This is a genomic window from Pontibacillus yanchengensis, assembly GCF_009856295.1.
Taxonomy (GTDB): domain Bacteria; phylum Bacillota; class Bacilli; order Bacillales; family BH030062; genus Pontibacillus; species Pontibacillus yanchengensis_A.
The window spans coordinates 1-17541 of sequence record NZ_WMEU01000012.1; the positions used below are offsets into that span (position 1 = coordinate 1).

Sequence of the window (17541 nt, forward strand, 5' to 3'; positions counted from 1 at the left end):
GAACCGCTTTACATTCTCTTAATGGAATAATTTTCTTGTTTCTCAGTTTGTAATAATGATTTTGTAATTCGAATTGAGGAATAATATTCAAACTTAAATCTTCAATACTTAACACTTCTCCATACTGTGTTAAAACTTGGTATATCTTTTTCTTTCCATATCTTTTATATGAAAGTACTTGAACAATACCTTCTCCTTCACATCTAACTAGTTCCATAATCCATTCCCTCCCGTTTCGTATATTGTTTTACCTCTTCCCACTTTTGTAACTGATAGTCTTTAATAAATGAGGTTCTTCCCCCACTGGCACATAGTTGTGCATTAAAATTTAAAACATGATTGAATATTCTTTGAGAATGAAAAAGGTTATTCATAATATTATTAGCTATCAACGCTGCCATTTTGTTGGTAGATGATCGTTGAGGATTATTTATAATGACTTCTCCACATGATTCATCTGGAAAATGGGTCGCGGCATCATCTAAGATGTTTGGAAACATATCGGTAACTGGCTCTAAGATAACATGGCCGTTGTACTTAAAACCTACAACTGCTTGACCGCTAAAACCACTCTCTCGAATATTAGCTTCTTCTTCATCCGAATATTCACTTTGCATCTCAACACCTGTAACACCAGTATCAATCCAAATAAGGTTATCTACTTCTTCAGAATAAAAGTAATCATGGAACAGCTGACGAGTCTTGTTATTGTCGATCATCCCTACCAATACATATACATGTTGGTAAGCTTCATCAAGTGAAGGTGCCTTCAAGAATTGGTCCAGCATACTGAAATCTTTTATATATTCAGTAACCGTTTTAACGGACAAATCGTAAACATCAGCATACCTTTCAGCTAAAGCGATGACCTTATATTCATCCATATCCTCCTGGGTACAGAGTTGATTTGCTAAGTTCTTAGGTTCATAGACATCTCTATCACAAATAGTGAGATTCATACCAAATTGCACTTGGTCATTCCCTGGATTATTGTTAAATGATATAAAGTGAGTAGCTATATCCTGACAAAGACTCCTAAAAAATTGGCCACCGTTAGCTCCCGCACCTACCTGTAAGATATTAAAATAAAGTTTTCTTTTATCCTCATTCATAATATGAATACTATTCATCAGAATTCCTCCTTTAACGTAATTAAGCCATTTTTTCGGCCCTTCAAAATAAAAAAAAAAGAAAGCCTAATATAGGCTCTCTTCATCTCCCAAAAAAGTAATATATTCAATATTGTTATCCCACTCAATTGGATATGCGTTGTCCTTACTCTTATTAAAATTAGTAAAGACACGCTCAATAGGTAGTGTGTAGAAATATCCATTCAATCCTACTCTCAGTAAGATAGAAGGATTAGTTTCATTCAATCTCCCTACCACACCATAAAGTAAGAAACGTTGTTCATCAGCATTGTCTGTAGAAGAAAAGTACGCATCCATCGTATTATGAGAATGAATTTGTAACACTTCTACCAGTTCACCATCCCCTGTCATTGGTTCAGCATCCACATGGACCTTTGAAACCTTTTGAGGAGGGCAAATTGCTTTATAGTAATGTTCCGTCTTATGCCAGAAAATCTGGATCATCACCTCTGATTCCACCCAAGGATTGCAATACTTCCTGAAGAACGTCAGAATTTGTTCCATTATTTCACCAGGAATGAGGGGTAATTCAAATTGAAAACCTTTAGGCACTTCTTCTAACCTTCGAAGAGCATTTTCAGAAGCAGGAACTGATATCATCCCAAAAGGAGTCCTCCTTATCTCATAAAGGTGACCATCACGTGAAGCCACTATGTTATGAGACTTTCTGTCTTCTAAAAATTCACTTAAACGCCAATAGTGGTTATAGATACCAAACTTCATTGGGAACACCCTTTAGCAGCGCCAGTGATAATTGGAAACACTCTTTTGTTTTCCTTATCGTAGTTCCAGTGAGTACGGTCTTTAGACATTTCGAAGAAGTCTTTTGCCATTTCAACTCTTACCTGTTCTAAGGTAACACCTTCTTCTGGAATATCCTCAATAAACTCCGCTAGTTCAAACGATTCTCCATAATAATGAATGGTCCATTCGCTATCTACTTTAATGGTTTCATTCTTAGGCTTTGCTGAAGTCGCATTCGATTTTTTGGAGCCATGAGTAGATTTCGTTTGTTTCCCTTTCTTTTCTGTAGTTACCTGTTCTTCTTCTCCAAATAAAGTTCCTTGAAATTCGTTAGTCATATTAAATTCCTCCTAAAGTAATTTTGTATTTAAGTAATACTAGGCATTGATATCAAGTAGATCACTTAATACCAAACCTGTATCCTCCAACTCATCTTCATTAAAATCATTGTTTTGTAATTTGTGATATTTCTCTCCCAAATTGGTCCCATTAAATAAATGGTCATTGGTTTCAGAGTTTAGAAATACATATGGTAAGCTTCCTACCTTACTAAGTTCTTTGATCTCCAAGTCTCTTAGTTCTGGCCAACAAGCTGAAAAGTTAGTTGATACGTTAGCAAAAGGGTAATGATATAACCTAGTTTGACCACTAATAAAACGTTCCTTAATGGCTGCCACTTTTGCCCATCGTATTTTAGTTCCACTTACCTCAAATATAAACAAGAGCTTTGGATGCCCTACTTCATTAAATTCATGCCTATGATACTTCACATCAAATCTTTGCTTATCTACTTCAATGCCTACTATCTTGTTGCCATTCCTGTATTCCTGATAAGCAAAACAGTTTCTAGGTAAGATAGGACTAGCGCATGTCCGCTCTTGTTCCATATATTGACTTAGCGTTTTCACAACCCAATCTTTCTTGGACTTATTAGCAGTAACCTCGAATAATTGATGTATCAACGTTTCATGGTCATCAAAAGTTGCACGCTTCAAGGCAAGTTGCAACACCTTAGTAAGAAAGGCATCTGAATTTTCACCAAGAACATTCACCTTATCTAACAATGAATAGAAAAGGTTTTGTATCTGGTCTTTTTGATGAAATTCAGAAATCCTATGGATGAACTTCCTCATTAAGCCAGTAACAGCTTCTTCGTCTAATTGTGTTGGATCGAAATACCAGGATAGAGTCTTAAGAATAGCCCCTAACATCTCCTGACTATCTTCATTTTCATCCAACAGTTCAAGAAAAAGCCCCAATGTTTTTATGACTTCTGCATTGTAGTCATAGCTTTCGCCTTCTGCATATTTCAAATGGTTAAAGTATTCTTCAAACATTTCTGAAAGGGAATGATTTTCTAGTAAATGACCGATAATCTCATGGTCTTCCAACATATTCAGCATAGATAAACCTAAATCAGAAGGTTTCATCTTCTTTTGCCCAACCCTTATACCATTCTCATATTTTTCGTAAATAGCAGGCTCATAGTCTCTAAGCCGAACGATTGCTTCTTCGCTCACCGTACTCATAAGCTCAATTCCTCCATTTTAGTAACCTTTTCTCAAATTCTTTTTTAAACTCTAATAATTGGCGGATGTACTGATAATTCGTTACACCAGCAATTACTGTATCTTCCTCGCATTCAATCACTATGCCGTCCTCTGTAAAACGCCCATTTAGCTCTAGGTCTAAATAATACTCACAAGTAAAAGAAAGTAGAGTAAGTAAACCGTTCTCATCTTGCTCTATTTGAGTTGATGGCTTCTTATCTGTAAAGTGGTTTCTTAAATAACACCATTCTTGAACCTCTTGGATATCTTTCACCCATATACGAAAGGCATCTCGTTCTTCATCGAACTGCACCCTAGCATCATCAAAAACTTTTGATAGAGCTTCCTCGAAGATAGAATTCTCTCGAAAATGGACATCACTCCAAAACCACAGTTCTCCATCAAGTGGAGTTCCATGATCATGCAAGACCTTTGCAATCATCAGGTTATCCGCTGTAAGTGCATGGGACATGATTGAATCAGACGTCATAAAAACGCTTTTGGACATTAGAAAAACCTCCTCTTTTGAGCAGGATGACATGTATCCATCAGCTGATTAATATGAGCTGCCCTATTTACTTCTACAATGGGATTACCAATGTTTGAATGTCCTTCGTCAGAAACCTCATCAGGTTCATACCAGTGAAGTTCTTCAATAGCTTGTTCTAATTCAGCTTGAGTAAAGGAATTAAAATCCACTTCCTTAAGTGATTTTTGAGGCGAATACATAATAATATATATCATCCTCATAACTGCTCCAGGATCTACCTCATGGTTATTTCCGTAATTGGTGCTCTCAGCTGCTTGAATAAACTTCTGAAAGTAACTCATGTTCTTCCTCCTTTTAGTGTAATTAAGGTAATTGGACCAACATTGCTTGTAGATTATCCCTAATTCCTGATAGATACATTGAACCAACAAGTAAGATAACAAAGAATAGAAAACTCTTAGCTGCAGCATTGGCATAACCTTTGCGATACATAAGATACGCAAAAACTCCGCAAATAACTGCTATAATCCTACATAGCCAAACTCCCTCGGTTAGTAATTGAATCATCTAAATTCCTCCTAAAGTGTAATTGTTAATCTATTAAAAAAACCGAAAGTACTTATAGGCGTACCTATGAGTAACTTCCGGTTTGTAAGCTATTAATATATTAATTTTTTGCATGCAAAAAACCCCTAAAGGTGAGCATACTTCTTCCTGAGAAAAATAATGCCACCCTTAGGGGTTTAAACTTCGTAATCAGGCTCAAATTGAGCAAATAGTAAATTAATATACCATCATTATACTAAAACAAATAACCTTAAGCAATCTGTTTCATTTTCTATTGATGTACATTACGAGCTTCATTTAACAGGTTTTGTTTTATATCATCAAATTTACCTTCTGTTACTTTAAGATTGAACTCTTTACATAGATTGTTTTTTAACTGTATAAGGTCATAAGAGTCATTTAAAGCATAACCTTTATTCCCATCATCAATTACTCCTCTTATACCTCCAGTAAGATTAGGCAAAATAAAAGTCTTGCTGTCATTTTGTTTCACCCATGCTGCACCCATCTCATTTAAGCAATAAGGACTACTGTAATAGTTATCAGAAAGCATGTAGTAAACAGTGATACCCCCATCTATTTCCCCTCTTAAAAAATTAAATATATCCATTTCAGCCGGAATACCATGTCTGCTAGATGATGAATAAAGTATCTGATCCTCTTCTATTCCTAGACGCTCAAGAAAATCTACGAATGCTTTACATACTTCTTTATCGTCACTCGAATGACTAATAAATATTTTTTGCTTTAATGGTTTGCTTCCAGGTTTTGAATTTTCACTTTGTTTAAAGTTTAAAGGTGCCTCTTTTTTCATTTTTCTTAGGTCTTCTATGTAATTCGCAATTTTCTCTTTATTGTTATAATGCGCTTCCTTTTCCTTGCTCATCACAAAATCATTACCCATTATGTCATCATAATTACGCTCATACCAATCGTGAATCTGTTCTAATATAAATAATACTTCCTCTCCATTCCCAGTATTTAAGCTTCTTTTAATATTATCTTCAAAAGCCTTAGTTTCTGAGTTTCCATTATAATCACTTATATATCCTAAAACGCCGTCTATTTCAAAAGATAACTTTTGTATTATATCCACAATAACTTCCTCCTGATAAACAATTTATTCCTATTTTACCATTTTATATAGAATTAGAGATGGAATAGTAATTAAACTTTGAGGAAAAAAATAGCATTGTCCCACTAATTGGAACAATGCTATTATTAGATTTATATTGAAAATGATAACTGATCTTCTGTAGGAGCCTTCTTCGAACCTTTTTTCTTCTTATAGCCGTTCATATCAACAACCTCTATCAAATCAAATAGGTTCTCTTGTCCTCCTTCTCCAGTCTCATTATCAAAATCAAATGCAAACAAGTTATATTCTTCGGATTCTGGAACAGGTTCCATCGTTTTCACGACTTCTCCTTCCACTACTCCACATAGTCGCCTTGTTTCATCCGCTAAGGCTTTCATGCGAGCATCCAATACTTCTTGAAAACGTGATTCCTCTATCATCTCTATATCTTCATATTCTTTGGCTGCAAGTTCTTCCCAAGCGTTTGCAACATTTGATGCTGCAAAGCAATTTGCAAGATCGGTAGCTAAAGAGGATTGTTCATCATAACTATATTTAGCTAATTCTGACTTATCCAATCGCCCTTCTGTCATCAATGCATGACCACGAGCTGACATAATCTTTAAGAATTGCTTCATTTGCTGAGAACCGTTGTAAACGCTAATAAAGACACGACACTCTCGATGTTGCCCAATTCTATGAGATCTCTTTGCTGACTGACGAACTTGATTAATTTCATAAGAGAGTTGATTAAAGATAAGAGTTGGCCAAGCTAATAAATCCAAACCGACCTGTACGAGTTTCATGTTCGTTACGATGACTCGAACCCCTTCTTCCTTAAGCTCTTCAAGGCGTTCAGAGCGTTTTTCCGTGTTTGACTCATTTAATATACAACAATCAATATTATGAGCCTCAAGCACTTCTTTTGTCCGCTCATTGAGCCCGTATGAACCTGTGAAGTTATTATAAATAACGACTCCTCGATTTTCAGATAGTTCTTGCTTAACCTGTTCAACTAACCAACGCTCTTTTGCATGAAATCCTTCTATTTCAGGTGCTGTTACATAATAATCCTCATAGTCACCATTATTCGAGAAACTGTAACTTGCTCCTAAATCGGGACGATCAGCGTAATTAATCGTAGCTGGGTTAAATTTAGACCATGCTCCTTTAGCACCAACGATAGCTTTCTTACTACACTCTTGATACATTTCTTCATGAAATGCACGATAAGCAGCACTATGTTCATTATCCATATCAAGGAATACAGGCTTTTCTTTGATTTCCACCAGTGGTAGGCCTAGATCATCAAGCTCTAAGAATGCTGTATTGTGAAGCAAGTATTCAGCTGTCATCTGAGGTGCAATACCAGGTTCTTCTGTTGGTTGCATGGGCTTTCTTCGTTGTTTGGTGGTCCACCCTTTTTCCTCTTCTTCAACATGTACGACTTGCTTAAGCTTTCCATAACGTTCCGCCCAAGCAACATCACCTGTTGCATCCGTAAAGCCACGTTTCAATAAGGCAGCTGGATTCGTTCTCCAAAGGATTTCCTTTATGCTTGATGATTTACCATTCACTAAGGTTCCAGTTAAGTTCAAGTTTTTCTTAGCGGATTTCACCATCTTATCGAAGGCATCTCCCCTACCAGAACCGCTTGCCTTACACTGGTGTACTTCATCACAAATATAAAGGTCAAAGTACTTTTTCATCCGTTTGAAGATTTGGCTAATATTGACTCTTGGCTTATTACGACATTCCCCTCTGTTTTTCACAGCTGGTCTGTATAATTTTGAGCTACATGATGCATATTTTTTAGCCAAGTTTTTCTTTTCCTCTACTTGTTCCTCTCCATCATCCTTGTTAATTTCCATCTTATTAAAATGATGGTCGATTTCCTTTTGAGGAAGAAACACTTCTTCATTGTACATACATGTTGTAAAACGTTTGGTCTTCTTCCATTTCACTTTAAAGTCTTTAGGTAATCCATTGGGTAATAATCGCTTAGCCTGAGCAGCTTCCTCAATATCCTCCGGAAGTGGTGGGATACCAACCGCTACGTCAGACCATTCAAGATCCACCCAAGAATCTTCCTCTTTCTTTTTTAATGGTCGACCGCAATCTGGACAATGCCACGTAAATTCGTCTCGTGTGCCTTTCATTCGCCTCCAAATCCCTGCGAAGTAAGGTTCATTACTCATTTTGGCTTTATCTATCCCAACTATCGTAATTTCTATCTCCCCTGGTTCAGGACGATATCCATTCCTCACCTTGTTGAGAAGTCTTAATGCATCACCACTTGTACGAATAATATTGGTCTTAGCTTCAGGAAGCGTTTGTTTAATCTCTTTATTCTGCCATTTCTTCAGAGTGATACCAGGAGCTGATAACAGAACAGAGGTACCTTTTTTGGCATTGTTCCTCTTCTTTCGTTCATTAAGAACGTTCGTTACACCTACAGCCTGTATGGATTTACCCGTTCCCATATTGGCAGATGTGAAGACAGAGTTTTCATGGTCTAATCCATTTACAAGTCCCTGAATCACATGAGCCTGAGCTGGAAATGGTACTCGCTTCATTTGAGCAATGGCAGGGTCCAACGGCATGTACGGTGTATGTCTAGGCTTGAACGCTTGTAGCTTCTTGGACATAGCTTGAGCATTCTCTATCATATACTGTTTCATCGACCACTCAGGATCAAATTTACCATGTACATCTGAGCTAGGAATCCTAAGCATTCTGTTACGAAGAGCGGTTTCCACCATGTTTAATATTTCTTCTTCATTTGCTTCTAGGCGAACCGCTTTAAGATTAGGATACAAGTCTTCAAATGCAGGATTTTGAATAATCCTCATATGATGGAGAAGTGGATCAAAAAGTTTCGGGTAATGTTCTTTCCATTCTGGAGGTAATCCAAACCGATTAATACAATGTTCGGCAATGGCTTCCTCTATGTCTCCCGTCATGGAAACTATATACCCTTTTGAATTCTTGTCACCTTCAATAACATCATTTAAACCTTCAAGTGTAGCCATAGAAGAAAAGACCATTCCATGTGCCACATCTCCTAAGCCTACTTTACGCTCCAAGCGACGATACGTATCAGAACCCCGCCTAATTTCACCGAAGGATTCCAATTGAAGAGGTCTTCCTTCTAAAAAACCAGCGGATACGGCCTGTACAGACTCCGGTACATCCATGTAACTTGCTACCACTACCTCTTTGTTATCTTCCCTCTCATCTACCACAACAAAATGGAGTTGAGCATTAAAAAAACGTTCATGACTTTGCATTGATATTTTCATGTAGTAAGGCCATGACTTATAACATGACAGGAGGTGTTAACCCCCTGACCATGTTTCGTAAGTCAGAGGGCTTTCCCTCCTTTATATCTGTTATTGTTTAATTCAGCTCATTATCTTAGTGTTCTCACTAGACACGTGCTGGTAGTAGTTCATCCATTTCACATGTAATGCGGTAGCGTTCTTCCATTAACTCTTCACTCCATGCTACATCTCCCTCATGCGTAGCTTGTTTGAGTGCTTTTTCAACAGTATTGAATTCCTTACGTAAAGCTAAATACTTTTTAAAAGTAGATGAAATCTTAATAATCATGATAAGCCTCCTGATTGGGTAATGTGATTTGAAAATATATATCCTTGCTGTAATAAATATCGTTATATAACCCTCATACCATTCCACTTATTATCGGGAATCCAGTAAGGCTGTTCCAAACTAGGCATCCAAATAAATTGGTATGGATCGTCTTGATACCCCATTGGGTGAGCCATAGCTCCTCTATTTAGCCACTTCAATATTAGAGAATCATCGACTTCTCCCTCTATTTCGGTTATATCTTCCATGTACTTGAGTGTGTCTATCATCATATTAGTGCCATGTTCATCATCAATGAAGGATTGCATGTCATATACGAATGCAGAACCTTCATTAAATTCAATATTTGCCACACCAATAACTTTGCTTTTTACTATGAAGTATCCAAATAAACCTAATACTGGTTCAAAAGATACGGTAGTTAAGTCAAAGTCTTTTGGCTTTACCATAGTGTGTTTAATATAGAAGTAACCTAGATCATCACACCATTGGCAACCCTTCTTATGGCCAAGACATTCACACACAATGTACGCTCCATTTCTCATATTAAATTCCTCCTAAAGTGTATTTATCCTATTGCAATTCATGAATGCCATCTTGAGTAAAGACACGCACAATTGATTTGTGGTGTTTCGTGTAGATCTCTTTACTCCTATTAGACTCTTCATCTTTTTGCTCTTCTTTTTCTGTTAATTGTTTCGTCACACCAACCACAATATGATTACCCATGTTTCCCCCGATAGCTCCACTTGCTACGGCAATGCCAGCATGAGAGTGTTTAAGAGGTAGCAAAGGATTTTGCATACTTGATTGAGTACTCTGAGGTGTGACTTTCTTGTCAAATTCCAGGAAAGCAGCTGATTGTTGAAGGTCTTGTTTAAGCTCTTCTGGATTCAACTTACCTGCCCGAAATACGTTTACTTGATCTTTTGAAGAAGGAATCATAAAGGACTCTTCCATTTCATCAAGTGTTGCCAAAGCCTCTGGTCCTTGTTGTGCGATATCTCGTAGGTGTTTCAACGTATCCTTCCGCTCATCTCGTTTGGCTTTTCCAAACTTAGCAAATAAAATCACTTGCTTGAATGTTGGATATTCCTCATCTGAGAAGCGGTACACCTTCACATCATGAAAGCGTCCTGCTAAAACATTGGCACAAACCCCTAAGACATATTGAGGTACACAGAAACAAAGCAACCCTTCATCAATCAGTAACCCCTTTGACTTACTAGTGAGTGTCCTTAAAAAGCGTAATTCCGTTCGCTCATTAAAGATTTCATCATAAGGTGGATTCAGCCACATCATGCCAAATTTACGCTCTGTTCGAACATTGGAATAGGATTCATTCAAGGTATAATCTAAGATGGTTGAAGCGGTTTTTGCCCTAGATTCTTCTAACTCTACGCCATAAGCCATGATATCCGCTTGTTGCCTTATCCCTTGGTTCATGAACCTTTCTAGTGCTTCCCCTTCACCAGCACAAGGGTCTATGATGTTAAATAGACTTTCATCATCTTCTTGTTCAAATTGCATATGAGGCAACACCTTTTCTATTTCAGTCAGTGGTGTTGCATAAAACCCACCCTTTGATTGTGATGCGATTCTTGCCATATTAAATCTCCTCCTAAATAGAAAGGAGATACCTCACCATGCTGGCAAGATATCTCCATCTCCAAAATGTTATGATTAAGCACTTACTTGAAAAGGTAATCCGTTTATCGTTCCGATAAACCATTCATCTATATATCTTGTTTGACTCATAAAGAGAACTACAAGAAAATAGGATCCTTTGCGGTCCTGTTTTTCTTCTCATCCAAGGAACTTAGCCTGAATTGGTTTGTAATTACCTCTTAAGCAAATTGCTATATCTTCCTTGTATCCTAGTAGAGGGTATTGTTCACTCATTGTGCTAACCCTCCCTCGATAGGCATAACGGCAACCTGTTTAGAGGAAACACCAAAATAGTCAGCAGCCCACTTAAGCACCTCTTCTTCAAAGCCGATTTTCGTAACGATAAATGGCTTTTTGTTATCCTTGTAAATTTTTAGTTTAAATGCCTGAAAATCTTTAGACATTTCCTTTTTAAACTGCGGAGGACACGCTTCTATGTTCATAACATCATCTGTACGGATGATGCGTTTATTTTCCCCCATAGTTACTTCAAATTCAGCAGGTTGACCAAGTTTTAGTTCCTTTAATTCAACCTGGGCCATCGTAAAGTGTCCATTTCTCTCATAACCCCAGTTGTTGATTTCGTATTGAACATTACGAGTCTCAAATGAAGCTCTCATTATGCCCACCCCATTTCTTGAACAGAGTGGTAGCTCTCATCGATTACAATATGATCAATAAAATCAACACTTGTCTCGGCGGAGAAGGTATCTTTTGCCTTCATCATTTTTTCTAGGAATGATTTGAACTGTCCTAAAACCTCTCTACCTTGTTGCGGTTTATTATGGACTGTAATCACACCATAAGCATTTTCTTCCTTCGCTGTTCCATAAATTTCTTGCAATGAAATATCATCATAATCAACTGTTGAACGAGAGATCATTTTGGCATTTAACACTTGCCCTTTATTATTCATAAACAGACAAGTGAAATGTTCGTCTGTATCACGAAATGAACTGGATACATACGTAATAACATCATTTGGCTCCTCCAAAATTGGCTTCCTTAACAGTGGTTCTTTCCTAAATGTGTACATGATTAAATTCCTCCTAAAGTGTAATAAACACAAAAAAGCCACCTTAAAATAAAGTGGCTTCCTGTGCGTAATTTATAGCAAAACCCTATGGGTTCTACTCTCCTAATCTATCTAAAGTGTAATTAGACATATCCTTTTTCTTTCAAGGATGTGTACCCGTTTCCTATAATAACGTGATCAAGTAGCTCAATTCCTAACTGCTTGCCACATTCCGCCAAACGCTTTGTTGCATCAATGTCATAAGAACTAGGTTGAGTATTTAAACTGGTGGTTATGACCTACTACAAGGGAAGCAGCGGACAATTTAACAGCTTCTCGATACACCTCTCTAGGATGTACGACTGAGCTATTTAAAGAACCTATGAAAATCGTCCTTCGTGCTAACACATTGTTTCTCGAATCTAGATAAATAGCCACAAAGTGCTCCTGACGCTCATGCTTAATATCTTGAAGCAAATTTGCCGCGTCTTCTGGAGATTTTATTGACTCTTTTTTATCTAAATTACTATTGTAGGCTTTCCTACCCAACTCAACTGCTCCACAAATACGTTCTGCAGTTCTCCTACCCACACCAGGGATGGATTCAATTTCTTCTATAGAAAGGTTCCTCAATCCATAATCATGATGTTTTTGCATAATATCGTTAATGATGTCATCAAGGGAATGATTCTTTGTTCCTTTACCTACCATAAGATAAAGCAACTCTCTCATAGATAATTGATTAACTCCTGCTGTTTCGTAGACACGTTCTGCTACTTCCTTAACCATTAAATTCATTTAAATTCCTCCTAAAGTGTAATGAGACACAAAAAAAAGACCACTTAATATAAGTGACCCCCCCATGTGTTATATAGAAAACAAGCCTTTATGGAATGGAGACAATTTTAGGTCGATAACCTGCATTCATCAGATCATCTAGCCCTTTGCCTTTTTCCGCTGGCCATAAAGCAATAGCCAACTCTATCCCTAAAGGTTGTAATTCTTGTTTAGCTTCCTCAATTGCATTTAATACATTAACTTGTACCGTTTCTTCCTTCGTTTGAGCATCAGCATCAAAACTAAAAATGACACGTTTTGGCATTAGTTCCTTGGTTGGTTCTAGTAAGAGACGCCATTGATTTACACCTGGCACTTGTAAGTGGATTTGCTTGGTATATTCCGAAGCTATATCCCCTTTAAGCGGTCCTTCTCCCCACCAAACTGTTTCCGAATCTACATGGTGTTGATAATCATGAACAGTCCCTTTATGTACTGTCCAGTTTAGTAGTGCTTTTGCCGGAACAGCGCAATGATAAGGGATAGGGTTTCCTATCTCTGCACCATCAAGAATGCCATGCTCTTCATTTGGAGCTTTCGAAAACCAACCGTATTTCGGTCCAAGTTCGATAAAAACGTTCCCGTTCTCAAACTCCAGTGGTAATTGATTTCTATGATACTCTCCTACTTTTTCACCCGTAGAAGAATTAATCACAATGAAATTGGACCAATCTTTCATCTGTACTTGAAGTTCCCCACTACTTTGCACAAGTTGAGGACGTTCATCATACATGATTTGCATACCTTGGATTTGATTATGGATATCTCGAAACGGAATCATTAATCCCGCTTTACCATAAGCTGTCCAGTAAGGTCCATACTTCCCTTTCTTCAATACAAAACCAGGTACACCAGAAGGTTCACCTAAGTTTTTCTTCATTTCTTTTACAAGTTTGTACCTTTCCTTTTGCTCTGCATCAAGTGAACGGTAAAAACGCACCTTAGCTACGGAGGGATTAATGTTACGTACCTCCTTTAAGTGCTCCTTATGTGAAGGACTACAACTGTTCAAACGCAACCACTCTTGGTAAAACGTATGGAGTTGGTCAACCGATGCTTTTGTAGCAACCTGGTTGATCTCCTTCCTTGCTTTGTACTCAACATGGTTATTCTCTTCTTGTTTCCCATTTTTGTACTCAATCGTAATGCCACATAACTTACAAATCGCTTTGACAGATTCAATGAAATCTCGCCCCTTAGGAGTCGAGGTATTGTAATGTCGATAAGCGTAGAAAGAAATGCCACTATATCCTCCATCCGTGCCTGAAAAGTCCTTCCACATACCTTTCTGTGGGGAGATGGACAAAGATGGCGTACGTTCCCCGCCATTACGATAAGTGAAATAGTTTCCACCTACTCTTTGAAGCGGTTCATCCATTTGCTGTGCCAAAAACAATAAATCTACGTTTCTAGCTTTTTCAATGGTTTCTTCGGTAACTAATCCCAACGTTATTTTCCTCCCTCCTAAATTAAAAAAGGACAAAAAATAAACCCTAGTTTGGAGGAAGGCATACTTCAAGTAAGCATGCGATTCCACCCAACTAGGGTTTGTGTCTTCGTGTCCAGGCTCAATAGAGCAAATAATAATTTAATATGGTTATATTATACTAAAAGGATAATGGTACAGCAACTATTGATAGCTAAAAGAAATTTATTAGCTCAAGTTCACCTATATCTACTAACAGATAATACCTCTCATAAATTTCTTTCTTAACCTTGTTTATTAATAATTTTTTCAGCAGTTTTCTGTAATTTTTCAATACCTAAAAACTTATTATCAGATGCTGCTTTTCTCTCATTCACTCTAGGTATATGAATCAACATATACTGAAAACCATTATCATTCCAGTAAATTTTTTCTGCGTTAGGTCCTTTTATATACACTGCCTCAATTCCGTTTGTCAATATATCTTTCTCAACATTAAATTCTGAATCATCAATTTCTGGAATTTTTGGAGTATCGTTGATTACATTGAATTCGAAAGACATATTATTTGAACTCCAAATTTCTTGAAAATAATAGTTTTTACCTATAGCTCTAGTTTTTGCATAATGGTCTGTATTCTTAGTATCAAAAGGTAGTTTTTTAGGAACTTTCAATTTCTCTTTAACAGTTATCGGCAAACTATTTAAAGCTTTTTTTGTATCATCATTGCTGCTTAATTCTTGTACTGGTTTTAGAGCTTTACTCGCATTGTTTTTTTGGACATTAAAACTAAATATACATGTTACCGTTAGTATTAATATTGCAAATGCTAGCATTATTTTCTTCTTCATGTTTACCCCTCCCCTTATGGAGCCTCATAATGAAGCTCATGAACTAAACCAATTTCGTCTGCCGTATTGCCTGCTCCACCTATCCAATCAGATACTATCCATGCAGTAAAAGTACCAGGAACTCCTGACCAATCTACATGAAGGTCCCAAGAGTAACTATTAGAGATGAACTCTCCGTGCTGCTTCACCCCACGCCAAACTACATCTCCGTCTCCATCTTGAAAAAATGTTTCTCGCCAATAAGGATCTGAGTTATCGTAAATAGTTCCTTCCAGATTCACCCCTTTTAACGTAGATCTGGTTGATAATTTATAATTATCAAAATCTACTGAAGCATACCAATTTGTGTATTCATTATCATAATAGTATCCATTTTCAAAGTTCCAAGTACAATAATCACATAATTGATAGTCTATTTTCGTTGAGTAATCAGTTCCATATGCATTTACTATATTGATAGGTGTAAACATCAAGAAAAAAACAATAAGAAGCAATTTTTTCACTATTACCTCTCCTCCTTCATTTAAGTTTAAGTAATTGGACAACTACTTAAAGTATCTCACAAAGATCAAGGAACACAACCTTTTTTCCTTTTTTTCAAAATATTAGCATAAATATTATTTTTTTAGTCTATTGTTGATATAATGTAAATAACTTTAATAACAACTACATTTTCAAAATGTTTATATATGCCCTATAAAAATAGAGTTTTTTAGAGAGTAGAATTAAATAACATAGATAAGATGCTCTTATACATATTGTGCAAGGAGGGATTATATGTGGAGGAAAATAATAGTTATAACATTAACTATTTTAATAAGTTATTTATTAAGTTGTGAACCCAACCAAACTCCAACAAGTAAGAACTCACCATTTTTATATAAAGGAGCCTCTATAAACAATAATGACTTTATAGGTGCAATAATTAAGATGTTACCCAACCACAGAGATTTAAATGATTTTTCATTATATCCAAAAGAAAATCTAATCGTAGTAAAATATAACGAGAAATCAAGTCAAAATGCTGAACGGATTATCATTACAAATTCTACTTACTTATTTAATTTAGTGGAAGATATTCACAAAGTTACCTTTCATTTTAATTATGATAGATATACTATATACAAAGAGGATGTAGATGAACTATATGAAGATATCGACTACCAGAAAATAACTAATGAGGATAAGCTAAAGCAAATAATAAAAAAGAAAATAGAAGATTCGGTAAGTATTGAGAATTTTTTTAAATAAAAAGGGTAAAGCATCACGCTTTACCCTTTTTATTAATCAATCTACAATTTTCATGTTTTTCCAAATAAGCGATTCAATAGTGTTGGCCGTTCGGGAGTGAAATTAGCACGAGCTAACTCTACTTTTTTCTTCGTATTGTTATACTCTTCAATCAGTTCATCAGTCTCAGCAAATAAACGGTCAATTCGTTCCCAACCTGTCTGGTGCTGACTAAACTTATTTTGAGCTGTCATTGTCTTCACTCCCTTTCGTATTTAAGCCAATCTTATCATATAGCATCATGAAAGTACATAAATTAGCGTAGAACTCTAGGGCTCTCAAATCGTCTGCACAAAAGCCATCTTCACTTTCTGACTGAATGCACAAAACCCCTATTATCTGTTCGTCAACTTGTAATGGAATACCCATCATTGATTTGAAACGGTTTCGCTTAGGAAAGTAATGCTCCTCATGATTAAATCTAGGATCACCTTCATAATCAATATTATTGATATATTCAGCCTCACCTTTTTCCCACACCGAACCAGCAAACCCTGTACCTTTCTCAAAGGTACGCTTGACTACAGATTCAGCACTAATTCTTATACCATCTCTAATTTGTAAGATATCATCTTTCACCTCGAAAAGAGATATAGACTTATCACTTTGGTCTTTTTCCAAAACAGTAATACATTCTGCTAGCGTTTCCCTTAATACATTATCGAGCGAATATCTACCCGAATGAAATGAATAAGTTAAAGAAGATATTAATCTACTAGCACTTTCATGGTGTCTCACCAAAATAATAATGTTAGATTGAAATTTTTCTAACTAACACGTGTCTATACTTTTGCTCCAACTCATTATATAATTCCATATCCAACTTGTACTGATACGATAGATTCTTATATTTATTGAATATCCTTTTATTCTCCAATTTCAAAGTAAATGATCCATCACGATAACTTGAATCATGGAATGGATTTGGAAAGTTGGTTATGCTTGTTCCTATTTCCGTACCAGATGCCCCCAAATGATTTCCCAATATTTTTGATAAAGAGAAAATAAGGTATATAGCACCTACGGTTGTGATGACATCAAACTGCGTTATAGAAACTTCTTCCTCCACAAACCATTTGTTCACCATTTTTGTTAACATGCTGCTTATAAATTCAGAGAAAACATAAATTATGATAGACGTAAAGAAGAAAGCTGACAAATAGCATACTACTTTTAAACTTGTTCTTAACCCTTCTTCTTGAACATCGGTTTGCTGTTCACTGGTGTCTGGATCCATCAAACTCCACCTCCAAAAGAAAAGG

24 protein-coding genes are annotated in these 17541 nt (G+C 36.4%); 1 reads left to right on the forward strand and 23 read right to left on the reverse strand.

Going from position 1 to position 17541, the window contains the following annotated elements; genetic code table 11:
- From GLW08_RS20115 to GLW08_RS20205, 20 genes are all read right to left on the reverse strand, one after another.
- Nucleotides 1–217 (reverse strand): hypothetical protein (locus GLW08_RS20115; protein WP_160850402.1); only part of this gene is annotated, 217 nt, incomplete at its 3' end.
- Complete coding sequence (locus GLW08_RS20120) at nucleotides 204–1130, reverse strand: ThiF family adenylyltransferase (RefSeq protein ID WP_160850403.1); 927 nt, start codon at nucleotides 1128–1130, stop codon at nucleotides 204–206. The genes GLW08_RS20115 and GLW08_RS20120, both read right to left, overlap by 14 nt.
- A 66-nt stretch (nucleotides 1131–1196) precedes the next feature.
- Entirely contained in the window at nucleotides 1197–1874 is a 678-nt protein-coding gene (locus GLW08_RS20125; RefSeq protein ID WP_160850404.1) for a hypothetical protein, read from the reverse strand.
- Nucleotides 1871–2233 (reverse strand): hypothetical protein, encoded by a 363-nt coding sequence (locus tag GLW08_RS20130; protein ID WP_160850405.1) that lies wholly within the window; start codon nucleotides 2231–2233, stop codon nucleotides 1871–1873. Before GLW08_RS20130 ends, GLW08_RS20125 begins: the two co-directional genes overlap by 4 nt.
- A 39-nt stretch (nucleotides 2234–2272) precedes the next feature.
- Nucleotides 2273–3424, reverse strand: a complete 1152-nt coding sequence (locus GLW08_RS20135; RefSeq protein WP_160850406.1) for a hypothetical protein — start codon at nucleotides 3422–3424, stop codon at nucleotides 2273–2275.
- Between the two features lie 4 nt (nucleotides 3425–3428).
- Nucleotides 3429–3953, reverse strand: coding sequence for a hypothetical protein (locus tag GLW08_RS20140; RefSeq protein WP_160850407.1), 525 nt, complete (start codon nucleotides 3951–3953; stop codon nucleotides 3429–3431).
- On the reverse strand, nucleotides 3953–4276 hold the full coding sequence (locus GLW08_RS20145) for a hypothetical protein (RefSeq protein ID WP_160850408.1): 324 nt from the start codon (nucleotides 4274–4276) through the stop codon (nucleotides 3953–3955). Before GLW08_RS20145 ends, GLW08_RS20140 begins: the two co-directional genes overlap by 1 nt.
- Nucleotides 4277–4298: 22 nt before the next feature.
- On the reverse strand, nucleotides 4299–4502 hold the full coding sequence (locus GLW08_RS20150) for a hypothetical protein (protein WP_160850409.1): 204 nt from the start codon (nucleotides 4500–4502) through the stop codon (nucleotides 4299–4301).
- Nucleotides 4503–4773: 271 nt separating this feature from the next.
- Complete coding sequence (locus GLW08_RS20155) at nucleotides 4774–5598, reverse strand: TIR domain-containing protein (RefSeq protein ID WP_160850410.1); 825 nt, start codon at nucleotides 5596–5598, stop codon at nucleotides 4774–4776.
- Nucleotides 5599–5729: 131 nt separating this feature from the next.
- Entirely contained in the window at nucleotides 5730–8870 is a 3141-nt protein-coding gene (locus GLW08_RS20160; protein ID WP_160850411.1) for a helicase-related protein, read from the reverse strand.
- Between the two features lie 139 nt (nucleotides 8871–9009).
- A complete protein-coding gene (locus GLW08_RS20165; protein WP_160850412.1) occupies nucleotides 9010–9192 on the reverse strand; it encodes a hypothetical protein in 183 nt (60 codons plus the stop codon).
- 62 nt (nucleotides 9193–9254) lie between these two features.
- Complete coding sequence (locus GLW08_RS20170; protein WP_160850413.1) at nucleotides 9255–9737, reverse strand: hypothetical protein; 483 nt, start codon at nucleotides 9735–9737, stop codon at nucleotides 9255–9257.
- Nucleotides 9738–9765: 28 nt separating this feature from the next.
- Nucleotides 9766–10800 carry a DUF6094 domain-containing protein gene (locus GLW08_RS20175; RefSeq protein WP_160850414.1) on the reverse strand — a complete coding sequence of 345 codons (1035 nt, stop codon included), beginning with the start codon at nucleotides 10798–10800 and terminating at the stop codon, nucleotides 9766–9768.
- 290 nt (nucleotides 10801–11090) lie between these two features.
- Nucleotides 11091–11480, reverse strand: a complete 390-nt coding sequence (locus GLW08_RS20180; RefSeq protein WP_160850415.1) for a hypothetical protein — start codon at nucleotides 11478–11480, stop codon at nucleotides 11091–11093.
- On the reverse strand, nucleotides 11480–11896 hold the full coding sequence (locus GLW08_RS20185; protein ID WP_160850416.1) for a JAB domain-containing protein: 417 nt from the start codon (nucleotides 11894–11896) through the stop codon (nucleotides 11480–11482). Before GLW08_RS20185 ends, GLW08_RS20180 begins: the two co-directional genes overlap by 1 nt.
- A 122-nt stretch (nucleotides 11897–12018) precedes the next feature.
- On the reverse strand, nucleotides 12019–12114 hold the full coding sequence (locus tag GLW08_RS22195) for a JAB domain-containing protein (protein WP_272917125.1): 96 nt from the start codon (nucleotides 12112–12114) through the stop codon (nucleotides 12019–12021).
- Nucleotides 12115–12142: 28 nt separating this feature from the next.
- Nucleotides 12143–12673 (reverse strand): JAB domain-containing protein, encoded by a 531-nt coding sequence (locus GLW08_RS20190; protein ID WP_272917126.1) that lies wholly within the window; start codon nucleotides 12671–12673, stop codon nucleotides 12143–12145.
- Nucleotides 12674–12761: 88 nt separating this feature from the next.
- Entirely contained in the window at nucleotides 12762–14159 is a 1398-nt protein-coding gene (locus GLW08_RS20195) for a DUF3854 domain-containing protein (protein ID WP_160850417.1), read from the reverse strand.
- 263 nt (nucleotides 14160–14422) lie between these two features.
- Nucleotides 14423–14989, reverse strand: coding sequence for a hypothetical protein (locus tag GLW08_RS20200; RefSeq protein WP_160850418.1), 567 nt, complete (start codon nucleotides 14987–14989; stop codon nucleotides 14423–14425).
- A 14-nt stretch (nucleotides 14990–15003) separates the two neighbouring features.
- Nucleotides 15004–15492, reverse strand: coding sequence for a hypothetical protein (locus GLW08_RS20205; RefSeq protein WP_160850419.1), 489 nt, complete (start codon nucleotides 15490–15492; stop codon nucleotides 15004–15006).
- A gap of 274 nt (nucleotides 15493–15766) precedes the next feature.
- On the opposite strand from GLW08_RS20205, the gene GLW08_RS20210 reads away from it, so the two are divergent.
- A complete protein-coding gene (locus GLW08_RS20210; RefSeq protein ID WP_160850420.1) occupies nucleotides 15767–16240 on the forward strand; it encodes a hypothetical protein in 474 nt (157 codons plus the stop codon).
- A gap of 50 nt (nucleotides 16241–16290) precedes the next feature.
- Here GLW08_RS20210 and GLW08_RS20215 read toward each other — a convergent pair whose 3' ends face one another.
- From GLW08_RS20215 to GLW08_RS20225, 3 genes are read right to left on the reverse strand one after another with little or no spacing between them, the layout of a single operon-like run.
- On the reverse strand, nucleotides 16291–16473 hold the full coding sequence (locus tag GLW08_RS20215; protein ID WP_160850421.1) for a hypothetical protein: 183 nt from the start codon (nucleotides 16471–16473) through the stop codon (nucleotides 16291–16293).
- On the reverse strand, nucleotides 16457–17017 hold the full coding sequence (locus tag GLW08_RS20220) for a GAF domain-containing protein (protein WP_160850422.1): 561 nt from the start codon (nucleotides 17015–17017) through the stop codon (nucleotides 16457–16459). The genes GLW08_RS20215 and GLW08_RS20220 overlap by 17 nt, the downstream gene beginning before the upstream one ends.
- 13 nt (nucleotides 17018–17030) lie before the next feature.
- Nucleotides 17031–17519, reverse strand: coding sequence for a hypothetical protein (locus GLW08_RS20225; protein WP_160850423.1), 489 nt, complete (start codon nucleotides 17517–17519; stop codon nucleotides 17031–17033).
- Nucleotides 17520–17541: the final 22 nt, after the last annotated feature.